A 19791-nucleotide genomic window follows, 5' to 3' on the forward strand; every position below is an offset into this window, starting at 1 on the left:
TAAGGCGCAGCCGCCACCCGGCATAAACGCAGCTCCGTGCCTGATGCCATCGCCCGGCGGCGCCGTTGCTTGCCGGGCCTGGAGACAGTCAGAGCCGGACGAGTAGGCCGGACAAGACGAAGCCGCCATCCGGCGCAAAGGCGCGCTAGCGTCCGCCCTGATACAGCGGCACCACGGCGCCGCCGATATAGCGACGGCGCAGCCAGGCGGAAAGGGTGTCCATGATCATTACCACCGCCACCAGCAGCAGGGTGATAAACATCACCACATCCCAGTTCCACAGACGCATATTCTCGGCATAGATAAGCCCGATACCGCCGGCGCCGACGAAGCCCAGCACCGCCGCGGAGCGGGTGTTGGATTCAATCTGATACAGGCTAAGCGCGAGGAAGGTCGGGAACGACTGGGTAAAAATGCCAAAGCGATGCTTTTGCAGGCCGTTCGCGCCCACGGCGGTCAGTCCGCGCCCGGGAGATCGGTCCACGGCTTCGTGTCCTTCCGCGTACAGCCTTCCCAGCAGGCCGGTGTCCTGCATGATGATCGCCAGCACCCCTGCCAGCGGCCCGAGGCCGACCGCACGCACGAAAATCAGCCCCCAGATAGCCATGTCGATCCCGCGCAGCACATCAAACAGGCGGCGCATCAGCAGGGCGAGGGTCCCCAGCACCACGCCGCGCATGATGTTGCGGGCGGCGAAGAAGGAGAGCAGCAGCGCCAGCACCGTGGCGGTCAGCGTCCCGGCGAAGACGATGGCCAGGGTGACGCCGATTTGCGTAAAGTAATAGCCGAACGGCCAGTTCCAGAAGTCGTGCCAGACGAACATCCGCGCCAGGTAGCGGCCAATCTGCTGCAGGCCGGTGGTCAGCTGCTCGCCGCTGATACCAAACTGCAGAAAAAACCAGACGTAATAGAGCACGCAGGCCAGCGCCACCAGCCCGACGTAGCGCAGGTAGCGCCCCTGGACCTGATAGAGCTGCTTATGCTGCCGCCGGCTGGCGGCGAGATCCGGTTGCATGTGCCAGACGCTCATTTCTTATCCTCCAGTACCCACAGGCGCAGACGACCGGACAGCATGTCCAGCGCCGACACCACCAGAATGATCAGCAGCAGGGTGATGCTCACCTGATCGTAGCGGTCGAGTTTGATGTTGGTCATCAGCTCCTGGCCGATGCCGCCCGCGCCCACCAGCCCGAGAATGGTCGACGAGCGGAAGTTGATTTCAAGCCGCATAAAGCCGTAGGAGAGAAACAGCGGTTTCACTTGCGGCCACAGGGCGAAGCGAATTTTCTGCAGCGGGGACGCGCCGCAGGCCGCCAGGCCGCGTACCGGTTTGTTTTGCGCGCTTTCCACCGCCTCGTAGAACAGTTTGGTTAGGCTGCCGACGGTATGCAGCATCAGCGCCAGAAAGCCCGGGATCGCGCCGATGCCGAACGCCATCACAAAGATCACCGCCCACGCCAGCTCGGGCATGGTGCGTAAAAACGCCACCAGCACGCGAATGGCAAAGCGCACCGGCGCCGGGGACCAGGCGTTATTGGCGGCAAGAAACGCGAAAACCGTGGCGATGGCGACCGCCACCAGGGTCGAGGCCAGCGCCAGCTGCAGGGTTTCCCAGATCAGCGGCAGCTGGATCGGCAGGCGATAGCCCCACCAGGCCAGCGACCCTTTGGTCTGCACATCGGCGAACAGGTTGCCGGCGCTCAGGGGCGGAATGGTCTCTGCCATATAGTCAAAGAAGTGGGGCAGCGAGTGCCAGATAGTCAGCAGATTAAATTCCGCGGCGCTGCCGGCGGCAAAATAGAGCGCCAGCAGCAGCAGCGACCAGCAGACGGCATCGCGCTTTTGCCGCGAGCGTACCTGCTGGTAATAGCGTTCAAATTCGGTGTGGGTTGTCTTCATGCGTCGGGGATCTTCAACGTAGCGCCGCCGCTTACCCTGGGGCAAGCAGGCGGCGTTGAGGCAGGATTAACGCGCGCTCACCAGCTCGCGTTTCATATCAATAATCTGCTGGAAGTCAGCCACGCTGCCCGGGCCGATGTGCTGAGTACCGCCCATCGCTTTGATAAAGCAGGCGTGATCCTCGGTGTCCAGCTTTTTCACTGCCGCCACGACCTTCGCCTTAAAGTCCGCCGGCAGCGCATTGCTCACCAGGATCGGGCCGTTCGGGATCAGCGGCGATTGCCAGATAATGCGGATCTGCTTCATCAGATCCGGATGATCCATGCGAATCAGCCGGTTGAACGCGCCGGTAGTGTAGCCGGTGTTGTAATCGCCAACCATCGAGGCCCACGTGACCGCGCCCGCGAACTGGCCATTCAGCACGCCGAGGATGTCCTGCTCATGGCCGCCGGAGAAGGTGACGCTGGAGAAGGTGTTGTTGTATTTGTTGTCGGCGTTACCGCCAAATTTTTCTTTAAACGCATGGTTAGGGATCAGATACCCGGAAGTGGAATCCGGATCGGCGAAGCCGAAGGCTTTGCCTTTTAAATCGTCCAGCGTTTTGTACGGGGAGTCGGCTTTGACGATCACTACTGAGTGATAGCCGCGAGACTGATCTTTGTCGTCCACGGCGATGCCGACGATATCCACCGCTTTCGGATTATTGAGATAAACCGAGGCGTAGGAGGAGGGGGACATGCTCAGCACCACGTCGACTTTGCCCCCCAGCAGGCCCTGGATCACCCCGGAATAGTCGGAAGAGTTGCGCAGTTTGGTATCCACGTTCAGCTCTTTATCGAGGAAGGCCTTCACGCACTGGTTATCGCCGATTTGCTGGGTGGCGTTCTGGCCGCCGAGAATGCCCAGATTGAGCTCTTTCGGCTGCGCCGCCGCTGCCTGCCATGCCATCATCATGCCCGCGACCATTGCGGATAAACGAACTGCGCCAGTCATATATTTTTTCATTATGTTGCCCGTGTGAGTGAAATTAATGCAATTGGCTAACTTCATCGCCGTACAGCCGCTGCAGCACATCCTGCGTCAGCCGGGAGGGGTGATCGTCAAAAATAAGCTGGCCGCTGGCGACGCCGATAACCCGGGTGCAGTAGGCCCTGACCAGCTCCACCGAATGCAGGTTTACCATCACGCTGATACCCTGCTCGCTAATCTCGCGCAGCACATCCATGATGCGCTGAGTGTTTTTCGGATCCAGCGAGGCGACAGGCTCGTCGGCCAGCAGGATCCCGGGGTTTTGCATCAGCGCCCGGCAGATCGCCACCCGCTGCATCTGCCCGCCGGAGAGGTTCTCCGCCCGCTGCAGCGCGTGCGGCAGCATGTTCATCCACTCAAGCAGCGCAATGGCGCGCGCCCGGTCGGCTGCGGGAAAGATTTTAAACAGCGATTTCAGGGTTGAAGTCTGGCTGAGGCGGCCCAGCAGGACGTTGGTGAGCACGTCGAGACGCGGCACCAGGCAGAAGTCCTGAAAAATCATTCCGCAGTGGCTACGCCAGGCATTGAGCGCGCGGCCTTTCAGCTGTGAGACATCGTGCGGGGTACCGACTTCCGGGTAGCTAAGAATTTCTCCGCCGCTGGCGCTGTGGGTGCCGTTGAGGACATGCAGGAGCGTCGATTTACCGGCGCCGGAGCGGCCAATGACCCCGACCATTTCCCCGGCGTGCAGATCAAAGCTGATGCCGTCCAGCACCTTGTGCTGGGCTTGATAAGCTTTACTCAGATTACGCACGCTTAAGACCTTCCGCTGCCGGCCGGCAGCGGGATCGGTGAACGGCTGGAAATCAGTTTCGGCCACCGCGGCAAGAGAGCTGTTCATAAGAGTGTCCAGGTTCGTCATTAACTGGCCACTATTAATAGGTCTTTATATGAAATTTCGATGACGGTATTGCGAACAAAGCGTGAACTGGCGTGAAAGAGCGACGGCCAGCGGCTCAATGCGTGCGGCATGCCGGCGGCTGGCGAAGCGCCGAAAAGCCGCTATGCTTTGGAGGACGCGGGGACAGACCGGTTCGTAGGCGTAGACAGCCTTCGGCAATCTTCGCTTAATCTTGATGAAGAAGACTGTTTAATCGAATAGATAATGCGTCTGCCTTTGTTTAGCATTCAACATCCCGCATGTATTAACATATACATAACTATTTTGTGCGGCAGGTTAATCTATTCATGAGTCTTATGTGTTGGTGAATCATCCTGGTTTTTGTTTATTTGTAGATTTATATCCTTTCTTTTGTGCTAAATCCGGTTTATTTGATAAGCCATTCAAGAGTTCCATTAAGAATATTCCTAACATAATAGGGCGAAGATCCTGGATAATATAAAGCGCAGATAAGAATTGACGGTTATATTACCAATAACCTCATGAAAATAAATGTCTTTTTCTGGCGCTCAAAAATTTGATATTTTCAGTTTTTGTAAATATTGACCTGGGCGCGAAATTCATTGCCTTTCCGCATGTTGACACTCCATAGGAAAAAACTTAAATTCAACGCCAAGCAGAAAATAATTATAGTTTAATCCCCCGCTTATCCAATATTGATAAGTAATGCGTGTCTTATTTAATGGCGATTTATTAAAGGAAACGAATACGCCAGTAAACTTTATAGGCCTGGCAAGCAGTGACGTTGTAAAAATGATTACTTCAAGGACTATGAGGTTAAAAACTATATGGAATATAAAAGCTGTTCCGATAAGTATATTTGGTCTGCCGATGACTCCTATTTCTATAAAGGACTGTCCGAACTGATTGTAGACATCGACGAATTAATTTATCTCTCACTGGAGAAAATCAGAAAAGATTTTGTGTTTATCAATCTCAATACGGCTTCATTAAACGAATTTATCAGGCGCGACAGCGAATGGCTATCCGCGGTAAAGGGGAAACAGGTCGTATTGATTGCGGCCAGGAAATCAGAGGCCTTAGCGAACTACTGGTATTACAATAGCGATATTCGCGGGGTGGTATATGTTGGTCTGAGTCGCGATATTCGAAAAGAGTTGGCCTATGTAATTAATGGCAGGTTTCTCCGCAAAGATATTAAGAAAGATAAAATTACAGATCGGGAAATGAAAATTATCCGCATGACCGCCCAGGGCATGCAGCCGAAATCGATCGCCAGAATTGAAAATTGTAGCGTGAAGACAGTGTATACCCATCGGCGTAATGCTGAGGCCAAACTGTATTCCAAAATATATAAGTTAGTTCAGTAACACCCAGGCAATTCTGTTTTTTAAATGGTTCACCGGGACATCATGTCCTTAATTCAACTCAGGATGAAAAAGCGATGAAAAAAAAGGTTCTGGCAATAGCTCTGGTAACGGCGTTTACCGGTATGGGCGTGGCGCAGGCTGCTGACGTAACGGCTCAGGCTGTAGCGACCTGGTCTGCGACCGCTAAAAAAGACACCACCAGCAAGCTGGTTGTGACCCCGCTCGGCAGCCTGGCGTTCCAGTACGCCGAAGGCATTAAAGGCTTTAACTCGCAGAAAGGTCTGTTTGACGTGGCGATTGAGGGGGACACAACGGCGACCGCCTTTAAGCTGACCTCGCGTCTTATCACCAACACCTTAACCCAGCTGGATACCTCCGGCTCCACGCTGAGCGTGGGCGTGGATTATAACGGCGCCGCGGTGGAAAAAACTGGCGATACCGTGATGATCGATACCGCCAACAATATTATGGGCGGCAACCTCAGCGCGCTGGCTAATGGCTACAACGCCAGCGGCCGTACCACAGCGCAGGATGGTTTCACTTTCTCCATCATCAGCGGCACCACCAACGGCACCACCGCCGTGACCGATTACAGCACTCTGCCGGAAGGGATCTGGAGCGGCGACGTCAGCGTACAGTTCGACGCCACCTGGACCAGCTGATCCTTCTGATGCACCAGCAGGGGGATCTCCCCCTGCTTTTTTCACGGACGGAATTGTTATGAAAAAGCACCTTCTGGCCCTCGGGCTGCTGCTTGCCGGGGTGTCGCCGGCGCAGGCGCTGGATGTCGGCGATATTTCATCCTTTATGAACAGCGGCAGCAGCACGCTGAGCAAAACGATCAAGAACAGCACAGACAGCGGTCGACTGATCAATATCCATCTCGAACGGCTCTCTTCCCCGCTGGACGGCGGGCAGGTTATCCCGATGGACAAACCGGATGAGGTATTGCTCACTCCCGCCAGCCTGCTGCTACCCGCCCAGGCCAGCGATGTGATCCGCTTCTTCTACAAAGGCCCGGCGGATGACAAAGAGCGCTACTACCGCATTGTCTGGTTCGATCAGGCGCTCAGCGATGCCCAACGCGATAACGCCAACCGCAGCGCGGTGGCCACTGCTTCCGCCCGCATCGGCACCATCCTGGTGGTGGCGCCCCGGCAGGTGAACTATCGCTTTCAGTACGCCAACGGCTCTCTGACCAACACCGGGAATGCGACGCTGCGGATCCTCGCCTACGGCCCCTGCCTGAAGGCCGCCGATGGTAAGGAATGTAAAGAGAATTACTACCTGATGCCGGGTAAATCGCGCCGTTTTACGCGCGTGGACACGGCGGATAAAAAAGGACGGGTGGCGCTTTGGCAGGGTGAGCAGTTTGTTCCCGTGAAATAGACAGCTGTGCAGATGGATAACGACGATGCCTCAACGATGGATTACCCCAGGACTGAAAACGCGGCTTGCCTTCGGCATGATCTTTTTGTTCGTTCAGCCCGACGTCAGCGCTGCTGCCGCAGGCGCGCAGCAGATTGGCGGGGTGATTATTCCGCAGGCCTTCAGCCAGGCGTTGCAGGACGGCATGAGCGTCCCGCTCTATATTCATCTCGCCGGCAGCCAGAGCACCCGGGACGATCAGCGGATCGGCAGCGCCTTTATCTGGCTGGACGGCGGCCAGCTGCGCGTCCGGCAGATCCAGCTGGAGGAGAGCGAAGGTAACGCCAGCGTCAGCGAACAGACCCGCCAGCAGCTGATCGGCCTGGTCAACGCCCCGTTCAGCGAGGCGCTCACCATTCCCCTGACCGACAGCGCACAGCTGGATCTCAGCCTGCGCCAGCTGCTGCTGCAGCTGGTGGTCAAGCGCGAGGCGCTGGGCACCGTCCTGCGCTCGCGCAGCGAAGATATCGGCCAGTCCAGCGTCAACGCTCTCAGCAGCAACCTGAGCTATAACCTCGGCGTCTATAACAATCAGATGCGTAACGGCGGGAGCAACACCTCCAGCTACCTGTCGCTGAACAACGTCACGGCGCTGCGGGAGCATCACGTGGTGCTCGACGGCTCGTTGTACGGCATCGGCAGCGGTCAGCAGGACAGTGAATTATATAAGGCCATGTATGAGCGCGATTTCGCCGGCCACCGCTTTGCCGGCGGGATGCTTGACACCTGGAACCTGCAGTCCCTGGGACCGATGACCGCTATTTCGGCCGGTAAGATTTACGGCCTTTCCTGGGGGAACCAGGCCAGCTCCACCGTCTTCGACAACAGCCAGTCCGCCACGCCGGTGATCGCCTTTCTGCCGGCGGCGGGCGAGGTGCATCTCACCCGTGACGGTCGGTTGCTGAGCGTCCAGAACTTCGCTATGGGCAACCATGAAGTGGATACCCGCGGCCTGCCGTACGGTATTTACGACGTGGAAGTGGAGGTGATCGTCAATGGTCGGGTGGTCAGCAAACGCACCCAGCGGGTCAATAAGCTGTTCAGCCGGGGACGCGGCGCCGGCGCGCCGCTGGCGTGGCAGGTATGGGGCGGCAGTTTTCATATGGATCGCTGGTCAGAGAGCGGGAAAAAGACCCGGCCGGCGAAAGAGAGCTGGCTGGCAGGCCTTTCGGCCTCCGGGTCGCTCAGCACCCTGAGCTGGGCGGCTACGGGCTATGGCTACGACAACCAGGCTGTGGGGGAAACCCGCCTGACGCTACCGCTGGGCGAGTCGATCAACGTTAACCTGCAAAACATGCTGGCCAGCGACAGCTCGTGGAGCAGCGTCGGCAGCATCAGCGCCACGTTGCCCGGGGGATTCAGTTCAGTGTGGGTTAACCAGGAGAGAACCCGCATTGGCGATCAATTGCGGCGCAGCGATGCCGACAACCGGGCGATCGGCGGCACCCTCAACCTGAACGCGCTGTGGTCGAAGCTGGGGACGTTCAGCGTCAGCTACAACGATGACCGTCGCTACAACAGCCATTACTACACCGCGGATTACTATCAGACGGTCTACAGCGGCGCCTTTGGCTCGCTCGGCCTGCGGGCGGGGATCCAGCGCTATAACAATGGCGACAGCAGCGCCAACACCGGGAAATATATCGCCCTCGATCTGTCGCTGCCGCTGGGCAACTGGTTCAGCGCCGGGATGACCCATCAGAACGGCTATACCATGGCTAACCTCTCAGCGCGCAAGCAGTTTGATGAAGGCACTATTCGCACCATCGGCGCCAATCTGTCGCGGGCCATCTCCGGCGATACCGGGGATGACAAAACCCTCAGCGGCGGCGCGTATGCCCAGTTCGACGCCCGCTACGCCAGCGGCACGCTGAACGTCAACAGCGCGGCGGACGGCTACGTCAACACCAACCTCACCGCCAGCGGCAGCGTCGGCTGGCAGGGCAAAAATATCGCCGCCAGCGGACGAACCGACGGCAACGCTGGGGTGATCTTCAACACCGGGCTGGAGGACGATGGTCAGATCAGCGCCAGGGTTAACGGGCGGATCTTCCCGCTCAGCGGCAAGCGTAACTACCTGCCGCTCTCTCCCTATGGTCGCTATGAGGTGGAGCTGCAGAACAGCAAAAACTCGCTCGACAGCTACGACATCGTCAGCGGGCGCAAGAGTCATCTGACCCTTTATCCGGGCAACGTCGCGGTGATTGAGCCAGAGGTGAAGCAGATGGTCACCGTCTCCGGCCGTATTCGTGCAGAAGACGGCACGCTGCTGGCGAATGCGCGGATTAACAACCATATCGGCCGTACCCGCACCGATGAAAACGGCGAGTTTGTCATGGACGTGGATAAGAAATACCCCACTATCGATTTCAGCTACGGCGGCAATAAAACCTGCGAAGTGGCGCTGGAGCTCAGCCAGGCGCGCGGCGCCGTCTGGGTGGGGGATGTGGTCTGCAGCGGCCTCTCGTCGTGGGCGGCGGTGCAGCAGTCAGGAGAAGAGAATGAAAGTTAATGCACTGATGGCGCTGGCGATCCTCGCGCTGCTCTGGCCGGCAGCCGCGCTCAGGGCGGCGGTGACCAAGACCACCTGGTCGGATGCGCCGGCGCGCGAGTTTGTGTTTGTGGAAAACAACTCCGACGACAACTTTTTCGTCACCCCCGGCGGGGCGCTGGATCCGCGTATGACCGGCGCTAACCGCTGGACCGGCTTAAAATACACCGGCTCCGGCACCATCTATCAGCAGAGTCTCGGCTATATCGATAACGGCTACAACACCGGGCTCAATGCCAACTGGAAGTTTGATATGTGGCTGGAAAACTCACCGGTTTCACACCCCTTAACCGGCCTGCGCTGCATCAACTGGTACGCCGGGTGCGATATGGCTACCAGCCTGATCCTGCCGCAGACCACCGACGCCAGCGGGTTTTACGGCGCGACGGTGACCAGCGGCGGCGCGAAGTGGATGCACGGCATGATGTCAGACGCCTTCTATCAATATCTGCAGCAGATGCCGGTCGGCGGCAGCTTTACGATGACCATCAATGCCTGTCAGACCTCGGTGAACTACGATGCCAGCAGCGGCGCGCGCTGTAAGGATCAGGCCTCCGGTAACTGGTATGTGCGCAACGTCACCCACACCAAAGCCGCGAACCTGCGGTTGATTAATACCCACTCGCTGGCGGAGGTGTTTATCAACAGCGATGGCGTGCCGACCCTCGGGGAAGGGAACGCCGACTGCCGGACGCAGACCATCGGCAGCCGCTCAGGATTAAGCTGTAAGATGGTCAACTATACCTTGCAGACCAACGGCTTAAGCAACACCTCGATCCATATTTTCCCGGCGATCGCCAACTCGTCGCTGGCCTCGGCCGTCGGGGCGTACGATATGCAGTTCAGCCTCAACGGCAGCTCCTGGAAGCCGGTGAGCAATACCGCCTATTACTACACCTTCAACGAGATGAAGAGCTCAGACTCGATCTATGTTTTCTTCTCCAGCAACTTCTTTAAACAGATGGTGAACCTCGGGATCAGCGATATCAACACCAAGGATCTGTTCAACTTTCGCTTTCAGAACACCACCTCGCCGGAGTCAGGCTGGTATGAGTTTTCCACCTCCAACACGCTGATTATCAAGCCCCGTGATTTCAGCATCAGCATTATCTCCGACGAATATACCTCGGCGCCGTCGCGCGAGGGGTATGTCGGCAGCGGCGAACCGGCGCTCGATTTCGGCTACATCGTCACCACCAGCGGTAAAACGGCCGCCGATGAAGTGCTGATCAAGGTGACCGGACCGGCGCAGGTGATTGGCGGGCGTTCCTACTGTCTCTTCAGCTCCGATGACGGTACGGCGAAAGTGCCGTTCCCGGCGACGCTCTCTTTTATCACCCGCAGCGGCACGACTCAGACCTACGATGCCGGGTGCGATGACAGCTGGCGGGATATGACCGATGCGCTGTGGCTGACCACGCCGTGGACCGATATCTCCGGCGAAGTGGGGCAGATGGATAAGACCACGGTGAAATTTTCGATTCCGATGGATAACGCCATTTCGCTGCGGACGGTAGACGATAACGGCTGGTTTGGCGAAGTCAGCGCTTCAGGAGAGATTCATGTCCAGGCGACGTGGCGCAACATTAACTAAGGCCCTGCTGACGGTGGGCTGCCTGCTGGCAGCGCCGCTGGCGCAGGCGATCTCGGTCGGCAACCTGACCTTTTCCCTGCCGGCTGAAGCGGATTTCGCCAGCAAACGGGTGGTCAACAATAATAAAAGCGCGCGGCTGTACCGCATCGCCGTCAGCGCCATCGATCGCCCGGGCGGCAGCGAAGTCCGCTCCCGGCCGGTGGATGGCGAACTGCTGTTCGCCCCCCGCCAGCTGGTGCTGCAGGCAGGTGAGAGCGAGTATTTTAAATTTTACTATCATGGGCCGCGGGATAACCGCGAGCGCTACTATCGGGTCTCGTTTCGCGAAATCCCCACCCGCAACCTGACGAGGCGCAGCCCGACCGGCGGCGAGGTCAGCATGGAGCCGGTGGTGGTGATGGATACCATTCTGGTGGTGCGCCCGCGCGAAGTGCAGTTTAAATGGTCTTTCGATAAGGTGGCCGGGACGGTGAGCAACACCGGCAATACCTGGTTTAAGCTGCTGATTAAGCCCGGATGCGATTCGACCGAAGAGGAGGGGGACGCGTGGTATCTGCGTCCCGGGGACGTGGTTCGCCAGCCGGCGCTGCGCCAGCCGGGGAACCACTATCTGGTCTATAACGACAAATTTATTAAGATCAGCGATACCTGTCCGCTGAAGCCCCGTCCCGCGGAGTGAGCCTTATCTGGTGGTCGCGCGGCGGGTAAAGCGCCGGCTGGCCAGCAGGCTCAGACCGCAGCACAGCAGGTAGTACACCGCGCCGGTGAAGACGAAGATCGCCAGGGGATAGATCTGCACCCGGCTGTTGACCTGGCCGGCCACGGTGGTCAGCTCCGGGACGTTGACGATAAACGCCAGCGAAGTGTCCTTCAGCAGGCCGATAAAGATCCCCACCAGCGACGGCTGAACGTTGCGCAGCGCCTGCGGGAGCAGCACCAGGCGCAGCGTTTGCCCGGGAGCGAACCCCTGGGTCAGCGCCGCCTCATACTGTCCTTTCGGCAGCGACTGCAGCCCGGCCAGCACCGAGTGCATCACCGAGGCGGCGGTAAACCACGCCAGTGCCAGGGTCACGGTCACCGCGCCGGGCAGATCGCCGCCGGTCAGCATCGGCAGTAGATACCACAGCCAGAAGATGACAAATATCAGCGGGATGCCGCGGATAATTTCCGCCCACAGAAACAGCAGACGCCGCACCAGCCCGCCGTAGCGCCAGGCCAGGCCCGCCAGCGCAATGCCTCCCGGCAGCGCCAGCAGGGTGGCGCCGATGGCCATCAGCAGGGTCAGCGCCACGCCGCCGGGCTGGCCCTCCGCCAGTCGGCCCCACAGCAGGTAATCGAGGTTATCGGCGATCACCGCCAGATTAGCGTTCATGTCGGGCGCTCCGTTGCAGTTTTCTTCCCGGGCCGAGACGCGTGAGCGCCACGCCCATCGCCACCCCCAGCGCCAGGTACAGCGCGGTGCCGACGGCAAACGCCTCCAGGGCGTGCGCGTTATAGCTCTCAATCTGCCGCACCTGATAGGTCAGTTCCGCAAAGCCGATGCCGCTCGCCAGCGATGAGAGTTTCATCAGGTTAAGATACTGGCCGACAATCGGCTGCCAGGCGTTGGCCAGCCCCTGCGGCAGGAGGATAAAGCGCAGCTCCTGCCACGGCGTAAAGCCCTGCGACAGCGCGGCTTCCCGCTGCCCGTGGCTGACGGCGCGCAGTCCGGAGGCGATCTCTTCCACCAGAAAGGCGGAGGTAAAGACCCCCAGCCCCCACATCGAGCAGAGGAACTCCGGCGTCAGCCACCAGACGTTACCCGGCAAAATGGACCAGGCGTGTTCGTCGTTCACCACCTCCTTCACCGCCAGCGGCAGCAGGTTCCAGGCGGCAAAGTACCAGAACAGCAGCTGGACCAGCAGGGGAGTGTTGCGAAACAACGAGACCCACGCGGCCACCAGTCCGCGCCCCGCGCGTCCGCCGCCGAGGCGCAGGGCCAGCAGCAGGACCGCCAGCAGGGTGGCGAGCAGGATCCCGGCGACGCTGACCCAGATGGTGGTGAGAAAACCAGAGATAATCCATTGCAACGGCTGCCCGCTCAGGACGCCGTGCCAGTCAAGCATCGGCGTCACTCGAGGCTCTCCTGGTGCAGCGGATCCAGCACCTTCTGCAGAAAACGCCGCGCGCGGGCATGCTGCGGATGGGCGAAAAACTCAGCCGGCGGGGCGACTTCGAGGATGTCGCCGCCGTCGATAAACACCACCCGGTCGGCAATTTCGCGGGCAAACTGCATTTCGTGGGTCACCACCAGCATGGTGATCCCGCTGTGGGCGAGGGTTTTCATCACCTGCAGCACTTCGCCGATCATCTCCGGGTCGAGCGCCGAGGTGGGCTCATCGAACAGGATAATCTGCGGCGAGGAGGCCAGGGCGCGGGCGATGGCCACCCGCTGCTGCTGGCCGCCGGAGAGCTGCGCCGGCATCTGCTGCGCTTTTTCTTCCAGTCCGACCTGACGCAGCAGCGCCAGCGCCCGCGCCTGAGCCGCGCTTTTTTCCCAGCCATGAACGCGCTCCAGCGCCAGAGTGATGTTCTCCTGCGCCGTCAGGTGGGCATAAAGGTTGAACTGCTGGAAGACAAAGCCGACGCGGCTGCGCAGCTGGCGCAAGGCGCTGCCGCTCAGCCGGCTGGTGGGTTTGCCGTCGATCAGGATCTCGCCGCCGCTTAAGGATTCGAGCTGGTTGATCAAGCGGATCAGCGTCGATTTTCCCGAACCGGAAGGGCCGAGGATCGCCACCACTTCGCCGGGCTCGACCTGCAGGTTGATGGCGTTAAGTACCTGATGATCGCCGTAGCGCTTGGCCACATCACGGAACGTAATGCTGGCGCGCTGCAGACGTGAAAAATCCGCGGCCGGAGCCGCGGAGTGGGAGAGTAAACCCGAGAACATATTATTTCGCTTCTATGGTAAAGGCGCGCGGCTGCGGCGTTTTGGTGGCAGGGCCAAACCAGACATCGTAAATTTTCGCGGCTTCGCCGGTTTTCTCCAGCTTCACCAGCTCATCGTTGACGGCCTTCAGCAGGGCCGGTTCGCCTTTCTTCACGCCCACGCCAATCTCTTCTTTGCTGAGCAGGTCGGGCAGAATTTTAAACTTGGCTTTATCCGGCGCTTCCGCCAGCAGACCGGCGAGGATGGTGCTGTCCTGGGTGATGGCCTGGACGTTGCCGTTGCGCAGGGCGGTCAGGGCCAGCGGAATATCGTCATAGGAGAGGACGCGAGCCTGCGGGAAACGCTGGTGCAGGGCCTGCTCGCCGGTGGTGCCTTTCACCGCGCCGATGCGCGCTTTGCTGTACTCATCGAGCTTATCCGGAGAGCCGGCCGGCACGAGGAACTGCTGGCCGGTGACGAAATACGGCGTTGAGAAATCAATAACCTGGGCCCGCTCCGGGGTGATGGTAATGTCGGCGACGATCAGGTCGGCTTTACCGGACTGCAGCAGCGGAATACGGTTGGCCGGGTTGGTGGCCACCAGCTCGAGTTTGACGCCGAGCGCTTTCGCCAGCGCCTGGGCAAAGTCGACGTCGTAGCCGACGATATGGTGGGTTTTGGCGTCCACGGAGCCGAACGGCGGGTTGGCGTCGAAGGTGGCGACTTTTACGACGCCGGCGGCTTTGATGTCAGCCAGCTGGTCCGCCTGTGCCTGCGAGGCGAGCAGCAGCATACCCAGCGCCAGTGCGATTTTTGTGGTTTTATTGCGCATAGTTTTTCCCCTGAATCCCTGTTTTGTTTTGTGGACATCACGCTCCCACAAATTGCCCGTCGGCGGCAAAGAAGAAAAAATTCTTATCTATAACCAAAAAGAACTTAACAAACCTATGGGTATTCTTTATGCGCCGCTGGCTTTTACCAGGACGGCAACGACTGCCGGGCGGTCCCCTCTCCCTCAGGGAGAGGGCCAGGGAGAGGGTGATAGGACCGGGGGTAATATGCGCCAGCCAGGATTGCAAATTCGGAATTAATATTTCCCGCGCCCGGCCAACTGTGGTTGAAATAGACCCAGGCGATTCGCTTCCCGACAGAGGAGAAAACGAAAGTGGCATTGTGGCAACGGTTAACGGGCTGGCTGGCTTTTTTGTCCAACGGTGAAGCCGGACAGCAGGATACCCAGCGCGTCATGGAGGCGATCCTGCCGGTAGCCAGCCTCTACGGCGTGGACATTGGCAACGTGGAAACCCGGTGGTTCCGTCATGATAAGACATACTGAGCGACGCAGGACGCGAGAAGCCTACTGGAACGAGGTGTGCTTTGTGTAGCAAGAGACTGCCTGAGGTTGCGGCCTTGCAGGAGGCGCCGCCGCAGCCCAGGCAGTTTTGACCATGCCTATCCCCCCAGATACATCCGCTTAATTTCCGGATTAGTCAGCATCTCCCGCGCCGCGCCTGACAAGGTGATCCGGCCATTCTCCAGGACATACGCCCGATCGGCGATCGCCAGCGCGGCCGTCGCATTCTGCTCCACCAGCAGCACCGTCATATTCTCTTCGCGCAGTTGCTTAATGATGCCGAACAGCTCGCCGACAATTTTCGGCGCCAGCCCGAGGCTCGGTTCATCCAGCATCAATAACACCGGCTCGCTCATCAGCGCCCGGGCGATGGCCAGCATCTGCTGCTCGCCGCCGCTCATGGTGCCCGCCATCTGATGGCGCCGCTCCTTGAGCCGCGGAAAGAGGGCGTACATGCGATCGCGCAGGCGGGCGTAGCCGGCGAGATTATTGTAAGCGCCCATGCGCAGGTTCTCTTCGATGGTCAGGTTGGTAAAGACGCGCCGTCCCTCCGGCACCAGCGCCAGCCCGCGACGCACGATCTGGTGGGTCTGGCTGCGTGAGATATCGTCGTTGAGGAAGCTGACGCGCCCACTGGAGCGCACCAGGTTGACGATCCCGTTCAGGGTGGAGGTTTTACCGGCGCCATTGCTGCCGATCAGGGTGACGATTTCCCGGTCATAGACGTCGATATCGACGCCCTTCAGACCCTGGATCACGCCGTAAAAGACCTTCAGTTCCCGGGCGTTAAGCATAATTGGCTTCTCCCAGATAAGCGGAAATGACGTCCGGATGCTGGATCGCCTCGGCCATCAGGCCGCTGAACAACGGCTTACCGTACTCCAGAACCATCACCCGCTCGCACAGGCGGTTGACGAAGGGCATATCGTGCTCGATTAACAGGACGCTTAGCTGATAGTCATGGCGCATGCGGAAGATCAGCTCCGCCAGATCCTCGGTCTCCTTCGGGTTCATCCCGGCGGCTGGCTCATCGAGCAGGAGCAGCTTCGGCGCGGTGGCCAGCGCGCGGGCGATCTCCACTTTGCGCTGGTTGCCATAGCTTAGGTTTGTGGCCTGCATATGGGCGAAGTGGGCGATGCCGATATCCTCCAGGATGGCCATCGCTTTGGCTTTCGCCGCCCGCTCGGCCGGAAAGTAGCGACCAATATGCAGGGCCGCCTCCAGCAGCGAATAGCGGCTGGCGCGGTCGAGTCCGACCATCACGTTCTCCAGCACCGTCATGGAGTTAAACAGGCGGATATTCTGGAAGGTGCGGGCGATCCCGGCGTTCACCACTTGGTTGGGCTTCAGCCCCTTCAGCGACGTGCCCGCCAGGGTGACGCTGCCGCTGGTGGGTTTATAGTTGGCGGTAATGACGTTAAACAGGGTCGTTTTGCCCGCGCCGTTAGGGCCGATAAGGCCAAAGATCTCCGCCTCGTCAACATGGAAGCTGACGTTGTCGATGGCCCGCAGGCCGCCGAACTGCATGGTGACATCCTGCACCTGCAGGATAACGTTATTTTCCGCCATAGCCGCCGCTCCTTCTTCCGGTCTGCCAAATCTCTTTTTTCCCCAGCAGCCCCTCGCGGGCGAAGAGCATGATGATCAGCAACAGCAGGGAGAAGACCACCATTCGCAGGCCCGGGTACGCGCCGAGATCGTGACCGAAGAACTGCAGCGGCTGATCGAGGAAGCGCAGCCACTCGCCGCTGCCGACCACCAGCACGGTGCCGAGCAGGGCGCCGGTGGTGCTGCCGAGCCCGCCGAGGACGATAATAATCAGCAGCTGGAAGGTGAGCATAAAGTCGAACAGCCCTGGGGAAATGGTGGTCAGCAGGGAAGCCAGCAGACCGCCGCCGATCCCTTCGAAGAAGGCGCTGGTGGCGAAGGCGCAGGTTTTAATGCGGAAGGTGTTGACCCCCATGGCGATCGCCGCATCTTCATCGTCGCGAGTAGCTTTCATCATCCGGCCATACTTCGACCACACCAGCTGGAGGATCATGCCGGTGGCCAGCAGGGCGAACAGCCCGCACCAGAACAGGAGATGCGGCTGCTGCGGAATATCGTTCAGCCCGATGGCGCCGTTGGTGATTTGCGGGTTGTTAATGGCGAGGATCTTGATGATAAACCCAAAGCCGAGGGTGACAATGGCCAGGTAGTCGCCACGTACCCGGAAGACCGGCACGGCGAGGCACACCGCCAGCGCCGCCGCGCACAGGCCGCTTATCAGCAGGGCAGGGAGGAAGCCCGCGTGCAGGCTGAGGATCCACGGGCTGGGGGCGGCCATTTCAAACATGTCTACCTTGCTGTCGCTGGAGAGGATCAGCAGGGCGGTGACGTAGGCGCCCACCGCCACGAAGCCGTTCGGCTCCAGCGACAGCTGGCCGGTCACGCCGTTGATCAGGTTGTAGCTGACCGCGAGGATCATAAAGATAAAAATGGTGCTGATGACACGAACAATGTAGTCATTGAAAACCACGTTGATTCCGGCCAGCAGCGCGATACAGATGACAATAATGACCAGGTTGCGCAGCTGCGCCCCGGCGGTCGTCGTCGCGTTGAGCATCAGAAACGGCTCCTTTCCAGACGTTCGTCGCCCATAATGCCGACCGGGCGGAACAAGAGGACCAGAATCAAGAACAGGAAGGCGAAAGCGTCTTTATAGCCGCCCAGTTCGGGGAAGATCGCCACGGCGACCACCTCGGTAAAACCGAGGATAAAGCCGCCCAGCACCGCGCCGGTGACGCTGCCGATCCCGCCCAGCACGGCGGCGGCGAAGGCCTTCAGGCCGATAAGCACGCCCATCAGGGGATCGATCGTCGGGTAGCTGATGGAGTAGAACACGCCGCCGAGCGCCGCGAGACTACTGCCGAGGGCGAAGACCAGGGAGATGATCCGGTTGGCGTCAATGCCCATCAGGCGCACGGTGTTGACGTCAAAAGCCACCGCGCGGATCGCCATCCCATAGCGGGTGCGGTACAGCAGCCAGAGGATCGCCAGCAGCAGCAGGACGGTGATCAGCGGCACAATCCACGCCACGTTGGTAATGATGACGCTGCCGAAGGCCCGGGTCTGGTTGAAAAAGTCAGGGGCGGAGAAGAAGCGCGAGCTGCCGCCAAACAGTACGTTAAACAGGTTTTCGAGAAAGAAGCTGACGCCGATGGCGGTGATCAGCATGGAGATTTTCGAGGCCTGACGCAGCGGACGATAGGCGACCCGGTCAATCAGCATACCAAACAGGCCGCACAGCCCGAGGGTCAGGAAAACGGCTACCCCGAAGGGTAGCCCAACCGAAGAAAATAAAAACAGCGTACTAAACGCGCCGACCATCATCACGTCCGCATGGGCGAAGTTGATCAGCCGCAGCACGCCATAAACCATCGTATAACCGATGGCAATCAGGGCGTACATGCCCCCAAGACTCATTCCATTGACCACTTGCTGGAGAAAAATGGCGCCGTCCATTTTGTAGCCTCGTCACAACTTAAGGGTTAACCACGGTACGAAACGCCAGCTTGCCATCTTTCACTTCGTTGATGACCGCGCTGCGAATGGCATCGCCGTTCTGTAACGTCAGCGTGCCGGTCACCCCCTGGAAATCTTTGGTGGCGCGGATTTTTTCATTCACGCAGACCCGATCGTGGGGATCGCTGCACTGGTTCATGGCGTTGACGATGACGTTATAGGCGTCCGCCGCCATTGCGCCCCAGGTATGGGTCGGCTGCTGGTATTTGGCTTCCCAGGCTTTGATGAAGGTTTCCCCCGCCGGGGTCTGCTCTTTGGCGTTCGGCGAGTAGTAATCGGTGGTCATATAGCCGTTGACCGCGTCTTTACCGACATCGAAGAAGACCTGATCCGCGGCCAGACCGTCGCCGCCCACCACCGGTTTGTTGAGCCCCAGTTGTTTAGACTGCACGGCAATCAGCGCCCCTTCGGTGTAGTAGATCGGCATGTAAATCATGTCGACATTCTTCGCCTTGACGCTCGCCAGCTGGGCTTTAAAGTCCTTGCTGCCGCCCGGGGCCTGGACCTCGATGGGAATGGTGCCGCCGTTTTTCAGGAACTGGGTGCGGAACGCTTTCGCCAGGCCGACGGAGTAGTCGTTGCTGCTGTCAAACACGATGGCGGCGGTTTTGGCTTTCAGATCGCGGGAGGCCAGATTGGCCCCGACCACCCCCTGGAAGCTGTCCGAGAAGCAGACCCGGCTGACGTAGGGATGGTTGCGGGTGACGCGGTCGTTGGTGGCGGTGGAGGAGACCAGCGGCGTTTTGCTGTCGTCGGCGATTTTGGTCATCGCCAGGGTGTTGGAGGAGGTGACTTCCCCGATCACGGCATCCACTTTATCGCTGGAGACCAGGCGCTGCATGGCGTTGGCTGCTTCGACTTTGTCGCTTTTATCATCGATAACGATAAGCTTGATGGTATCGCCATTTTTTAACGTTGGGGTGATGGCCTGAATAATGTCCAGCCCTTTCTGCGACGGCTGGCCATAGCCGCTGAGGGCGCCGCTCAGGGGTAATACCACCCCGATTTTAATTTCCGCTGCCTGCGCGCTGCTGGCGCCGACCAGCGCGGCAACCAGCGTGGCCATTAAAGACGCTTTCCCGGAAAACGATTTCATTGATATTTCTCCGTCGGTCGATTATTTATCTTTAACCATCAATGACTGCATAACATTGAGGAATAATGCGCCAGCGTATCCGGCGAATTATTGGCTGTTATGTTGAATAGATAACGAGATATATACCCTAAATAAT

The 19791-nt window shown here is 59.2% G+C and carries 21 protein-coding genes; 8 read left to right on the forward strand and 13 right to left on the reverse strand.

Annotated features, from left to right (window positions below; translation table 11 throughout):
* Window positions 1-145: 145 nt before the first annotated feature.
* The 4 genes from phnE (RRF55_RS22875) to phnC all read right to left on the reverse strand — a co-directional run bounded on the left by phnE (RRF55_RS22875) (window position 146) and on the right by phnC (window position 3769).
* Entirely contained in the window at window positions 146-1030 is an 885-nt protein-coding gene (gene phnE / locus RRF55_RS22875; RefSeq protein ID WP_031588346.1) for a phosphonate ABC transporter, permease protein PhnE, read from the reverse strand.
* The gene (gene phnE / locus RRF55_RS22880; RefSeq protein WP_021312332.1) at window positions 1027-1899 is read right to left on the reverse strand and encodes a phosphonate ABC transporter, permease protein PhnE; all 873 of its coding nucleotides are present in this window, start codon (window positions 1897-1899) and stop codon (window positions 1027-1029) included. Before phnE (RRF55_RS22880) ends, phnE (RRF55_RS22875) begins: the two co-directional genes overlap by 4 nt.
* A gap of 66 nt (window positions 1900-1965) precedes the next feature.
* Window positions 1966-2904, reverse strand: a complete 939-nt coding sequence (phnD, locus tag RRF55_RS22885) for a phosphonate ABC transporter substrate-binding protein (RefSeq protein WP_002890002.1) — start codon at window positions 2902-2904, stop codon at window positions 1966-1968.
* 22 nt (window positions 2905-2926) lie between these two features.
* Window positions 2927-3769 carry a phosphonate ABC transporter ATP-binding protein gene (phnC, locus tag RRF55_RS22890; RefSeq protein ID WP_002890003.1) on the reverse strand — a complete coding sequence of 281 codons (843 nt, stop codon included), beginning with the start codon at window positions 3767-3769 and terminating at the stop codon, window positions 2927-2929.
* 848 nt (window positions 3770-4617) lie between these two features.
* Between phnC and ecpR the strand changes: the two genes are divergently transcribed.
* From ecpR to RRF55_RS22920, 6 genes are all read left to right on the forward strand, one after another.
* The gene (ecpR, locus tag RRF55_RS22895; RefSeq protein WP_004144585.1) at window positions 4618-5160 is read left to right on the forward strand and encodes an ECP biosynthesis operon DNA-binding transcriptional regulator EcpR; all 543 of its coding nucleotides are present in this window, start codon (window positions 4618-4620) and stop codon (window positions 5158-5160) included.
* 74 nt (window positions 5161-5234) lie between these two features.
* The gene (ecpA, locus tag RRF55_RS22900) at window positions 5235-5822 is read left to right on the forward strand and encodes a common pilus major fimbrillin subunit EcpA (protein ID WP_002890053.1); all 588 of its coding nucleotides are present in this window, start codon (window positions 5235-5237) and stop codon (window positions 5820-5822) included.
* Window positions 5823-5880: 58 nt separating this feature from the next.
* The gene (locus RRF55_RS22905) at window positions 5881-6549 is read left to right on the forward strand and encodes a fimbrial chaperone EcpB (protein WP_004144586.1); all 669 of its coding nucleotides are present in this window, start codon (window positions 5881-5883) and stop codon (window positions 6547-6549) included.
* A 25-nt stretch (window positions 6550-6574) separates the two neighbouring features.
* The gene (locus tag RRF55_RS22910; protein ID WP_102007257.1) at window positions 6575-9100 is read left to right on the forward strand and encodes a fimbrial biogenesis outer membrane usher protein; all 2526 of its coding nucleotides are present in this window, start codon (window positions 6575-6577) and stop codon (window positions 9098-9100) included.
* Complete coding sequence (gene ecpD, locus RRF55_RS22915; RefSeq protein WP_002890060.1) at window positions 9090-10733, forward strand: fimbrial adhesin EcpD; 1644 nt, start codon at window positions 9090-9092, stop codon at window positions 10731-10733. The genes RRF55_RS22910 and ecpD overlap by 11 nt, the downstream gene beginning before the upstream one ends.
* Complete coding sequence (locus tag RRF55_RS22920) at window positions 10702-11412, forward strand: fimbria/pilus periplasmic chaperone (protein WP_002890061.1); 711 nt, start codon at window positions 10702-10704, stop codon at window positions 11410-11412. Before ecpD ends, RRF55_RS22920 begins: the two co-directional genes overlap by 32 nt.
* Window positions 11413-11415: 3 nt before the next feature.
* Here RRF55_RS22920 and RRF55_RS22925 read toward each other — a convergent pair whose 3' ends face one another.
* The 4 genes from RRF55_RS22925 to RRF55_RS22940 are packed head-to-tail and all read right to left on the reverse strand — an operon-like array spanning window position 11416 to window position 14473.
* Window positions 11416-12105: an amino acid ABC transporter permease gene (locus tag RRF55_RS22925; RefSeq protein ID WP_048976053.1), complete on the reverse strand. Its 690-nt coding sequence runs from the start codon at window positions 12103-12105 to the stop codon at window positions 11416-11418.
* A complete protein-coding gene (locus RRF55_RS22930) occupies window positions 12095-12847 on the reverse strand; it encodes an amino acid ABC transporter permease (RefSeq protein ID WP_009307885.1) in 753 nt (250 codons plus the stop codon). The genes RRF55_RS22925 and RRF55_RS22930 overlap by 11 nt, the downstream gene beginning before the upstream one ends.
* Window positions 12844-13662, reverse strand: coding sequence for an amino acid ABC transporter ATP-binding protein (locus RRF55_RS22935; protein WP_004151355.1), 819 nt, complete (start codon window positions 13660-13662; stop codon window positions 12844-12846). The genes RRF55_RS22930 and RRF55_RS22935 overlap by 4 nt, the downstream gene beginning before the upstream one ends.
* A 1-nt stretch (window position 13663) precedes the next feature.
* Window positions 13664-14473, reverse strand: coding sequence for an ABC transporter substrate-binding protein (locus tag RRF55_RS22940; protein WP_002890106.1), 810 nt, complete (start codon window positions 14471-14473; stop codon window positions 13664-13666).
* Window positions 14474-14806: 333 nt separating this feature from the next.
* On the opposite strand from RRF55_RS22940, the gene RRF55_RS22945 reads away from it, so the two are divergent.
* Window positions 14807-14977: a hypothetical protein gene (locus RRF55_RS22945; RefSeq protein WP_002890108.1), complete on the forward strand. Its 171-nt coding sequence runs from the start codon at window positions 14807-14809 to the stop codon at window positions 14975-14977.
* Between the two features lie 116 nt (window positions 14978-15093).
* Here RRF55_RS22945 and RRF55_RS22950 read toward each other — a convergent pair whose 3' ends face one another.
* The 5 genes from RRF55_RS22950 to RRF55_RS22970 are packed head-to-tail and all read right to left on the reverse strand — an operon-like array spanning window position 15094 to window position 19625.
* Window positions 15094-15789 carry an ABC transporter ATP-binding protein gene (locus tag RRF55_RS22950; RefSeq protein WP_002890126.1) on the reverse strand — a complete coding sequence of 232 codons (696 nt, stop codon included), beginning with the start codon at window positions 15787-15789 and terminating at the stop codon, window positions 15094-15096.
* Complete coding sequence (locus RRF55_RS22955; protein WP_004151354.1) at window positions 15782-16564, reverse strand: ABC transporter ATP-binding protein; 783 nt, start codon at window positions 16562-16564, stop codon at window positions 15782-15784. The genes RRF55_RS22950 and RRF55_RS22955 overlap by 8 nt, the downstream gene beginning before the upstream one ends.
* On the reverse strand, window positions 16551-17600 hold the full coding sequence (locus tag RRF55_RS22960) for a branched-chain amino acid ABC transporter permease (RefSeq protein ID WP_439419171.1): 1050 nt from the start codon (window positions 17598-17600) through the stop codon (window positions 16551-16553). Before RRF55_RS22960 ends, RRF55_RS22955 begins: the two co-directional genes overlap by 14 nt.
* A complete protein-coding gene (locus RRF55_RS22965) occupies window positions 17600-18499 on the reverse strand; it encodes a branched-chain amino acid ABC transporter permease (RefSeq protein ID WP_002890128.1) in 900 nt (299 codons plus the stop codon). Before RRF55_RS22965 ends, RRF55_RS22960 begins: the two co-directional genes overlap by 1 nt.
* Before the next feature lie 19 nt (window positions 18500-18518).
* Window positions 18519-19625, reverse strand: a complete 1107-nt coding sequence (locus RRF55_RS22970) for an ABC transporter substrate-binding protein (RefSeq protein ID WP_004147267.1) — start codon at window positions 19623-19625, stop codon at window positions 18519-18521.
* On the opposite strand from RRF55_RS22970, the gene RRF55_RS22975 reads away from it, so the two are divergent.
* Complete coding sequence (locus RRF55_RS22975) at window positions 19618-19761, forward strand: hypothetical protein (protein ID WP_020804790.1); 144 nt, start codon at window positions 19618-19620, stop codon at window positions 19759-19761. The genes RRF55_RS22970 and RRF55_RS22975 overlap by 8 nt on opposite strands.
* Window positions 19762-19791: the final 30 nt, after the last annotated feature.

This window comes from Klebsiella sp. K47 (assembly GCF_051858335.1).
Classification (GTDB): Bacteria; Pseudomonadota; Gammaproteobacteria; order Enterobacterales; family Enterobacteriaceae; genus Klebsiella; species Klebsiella pneumoniae.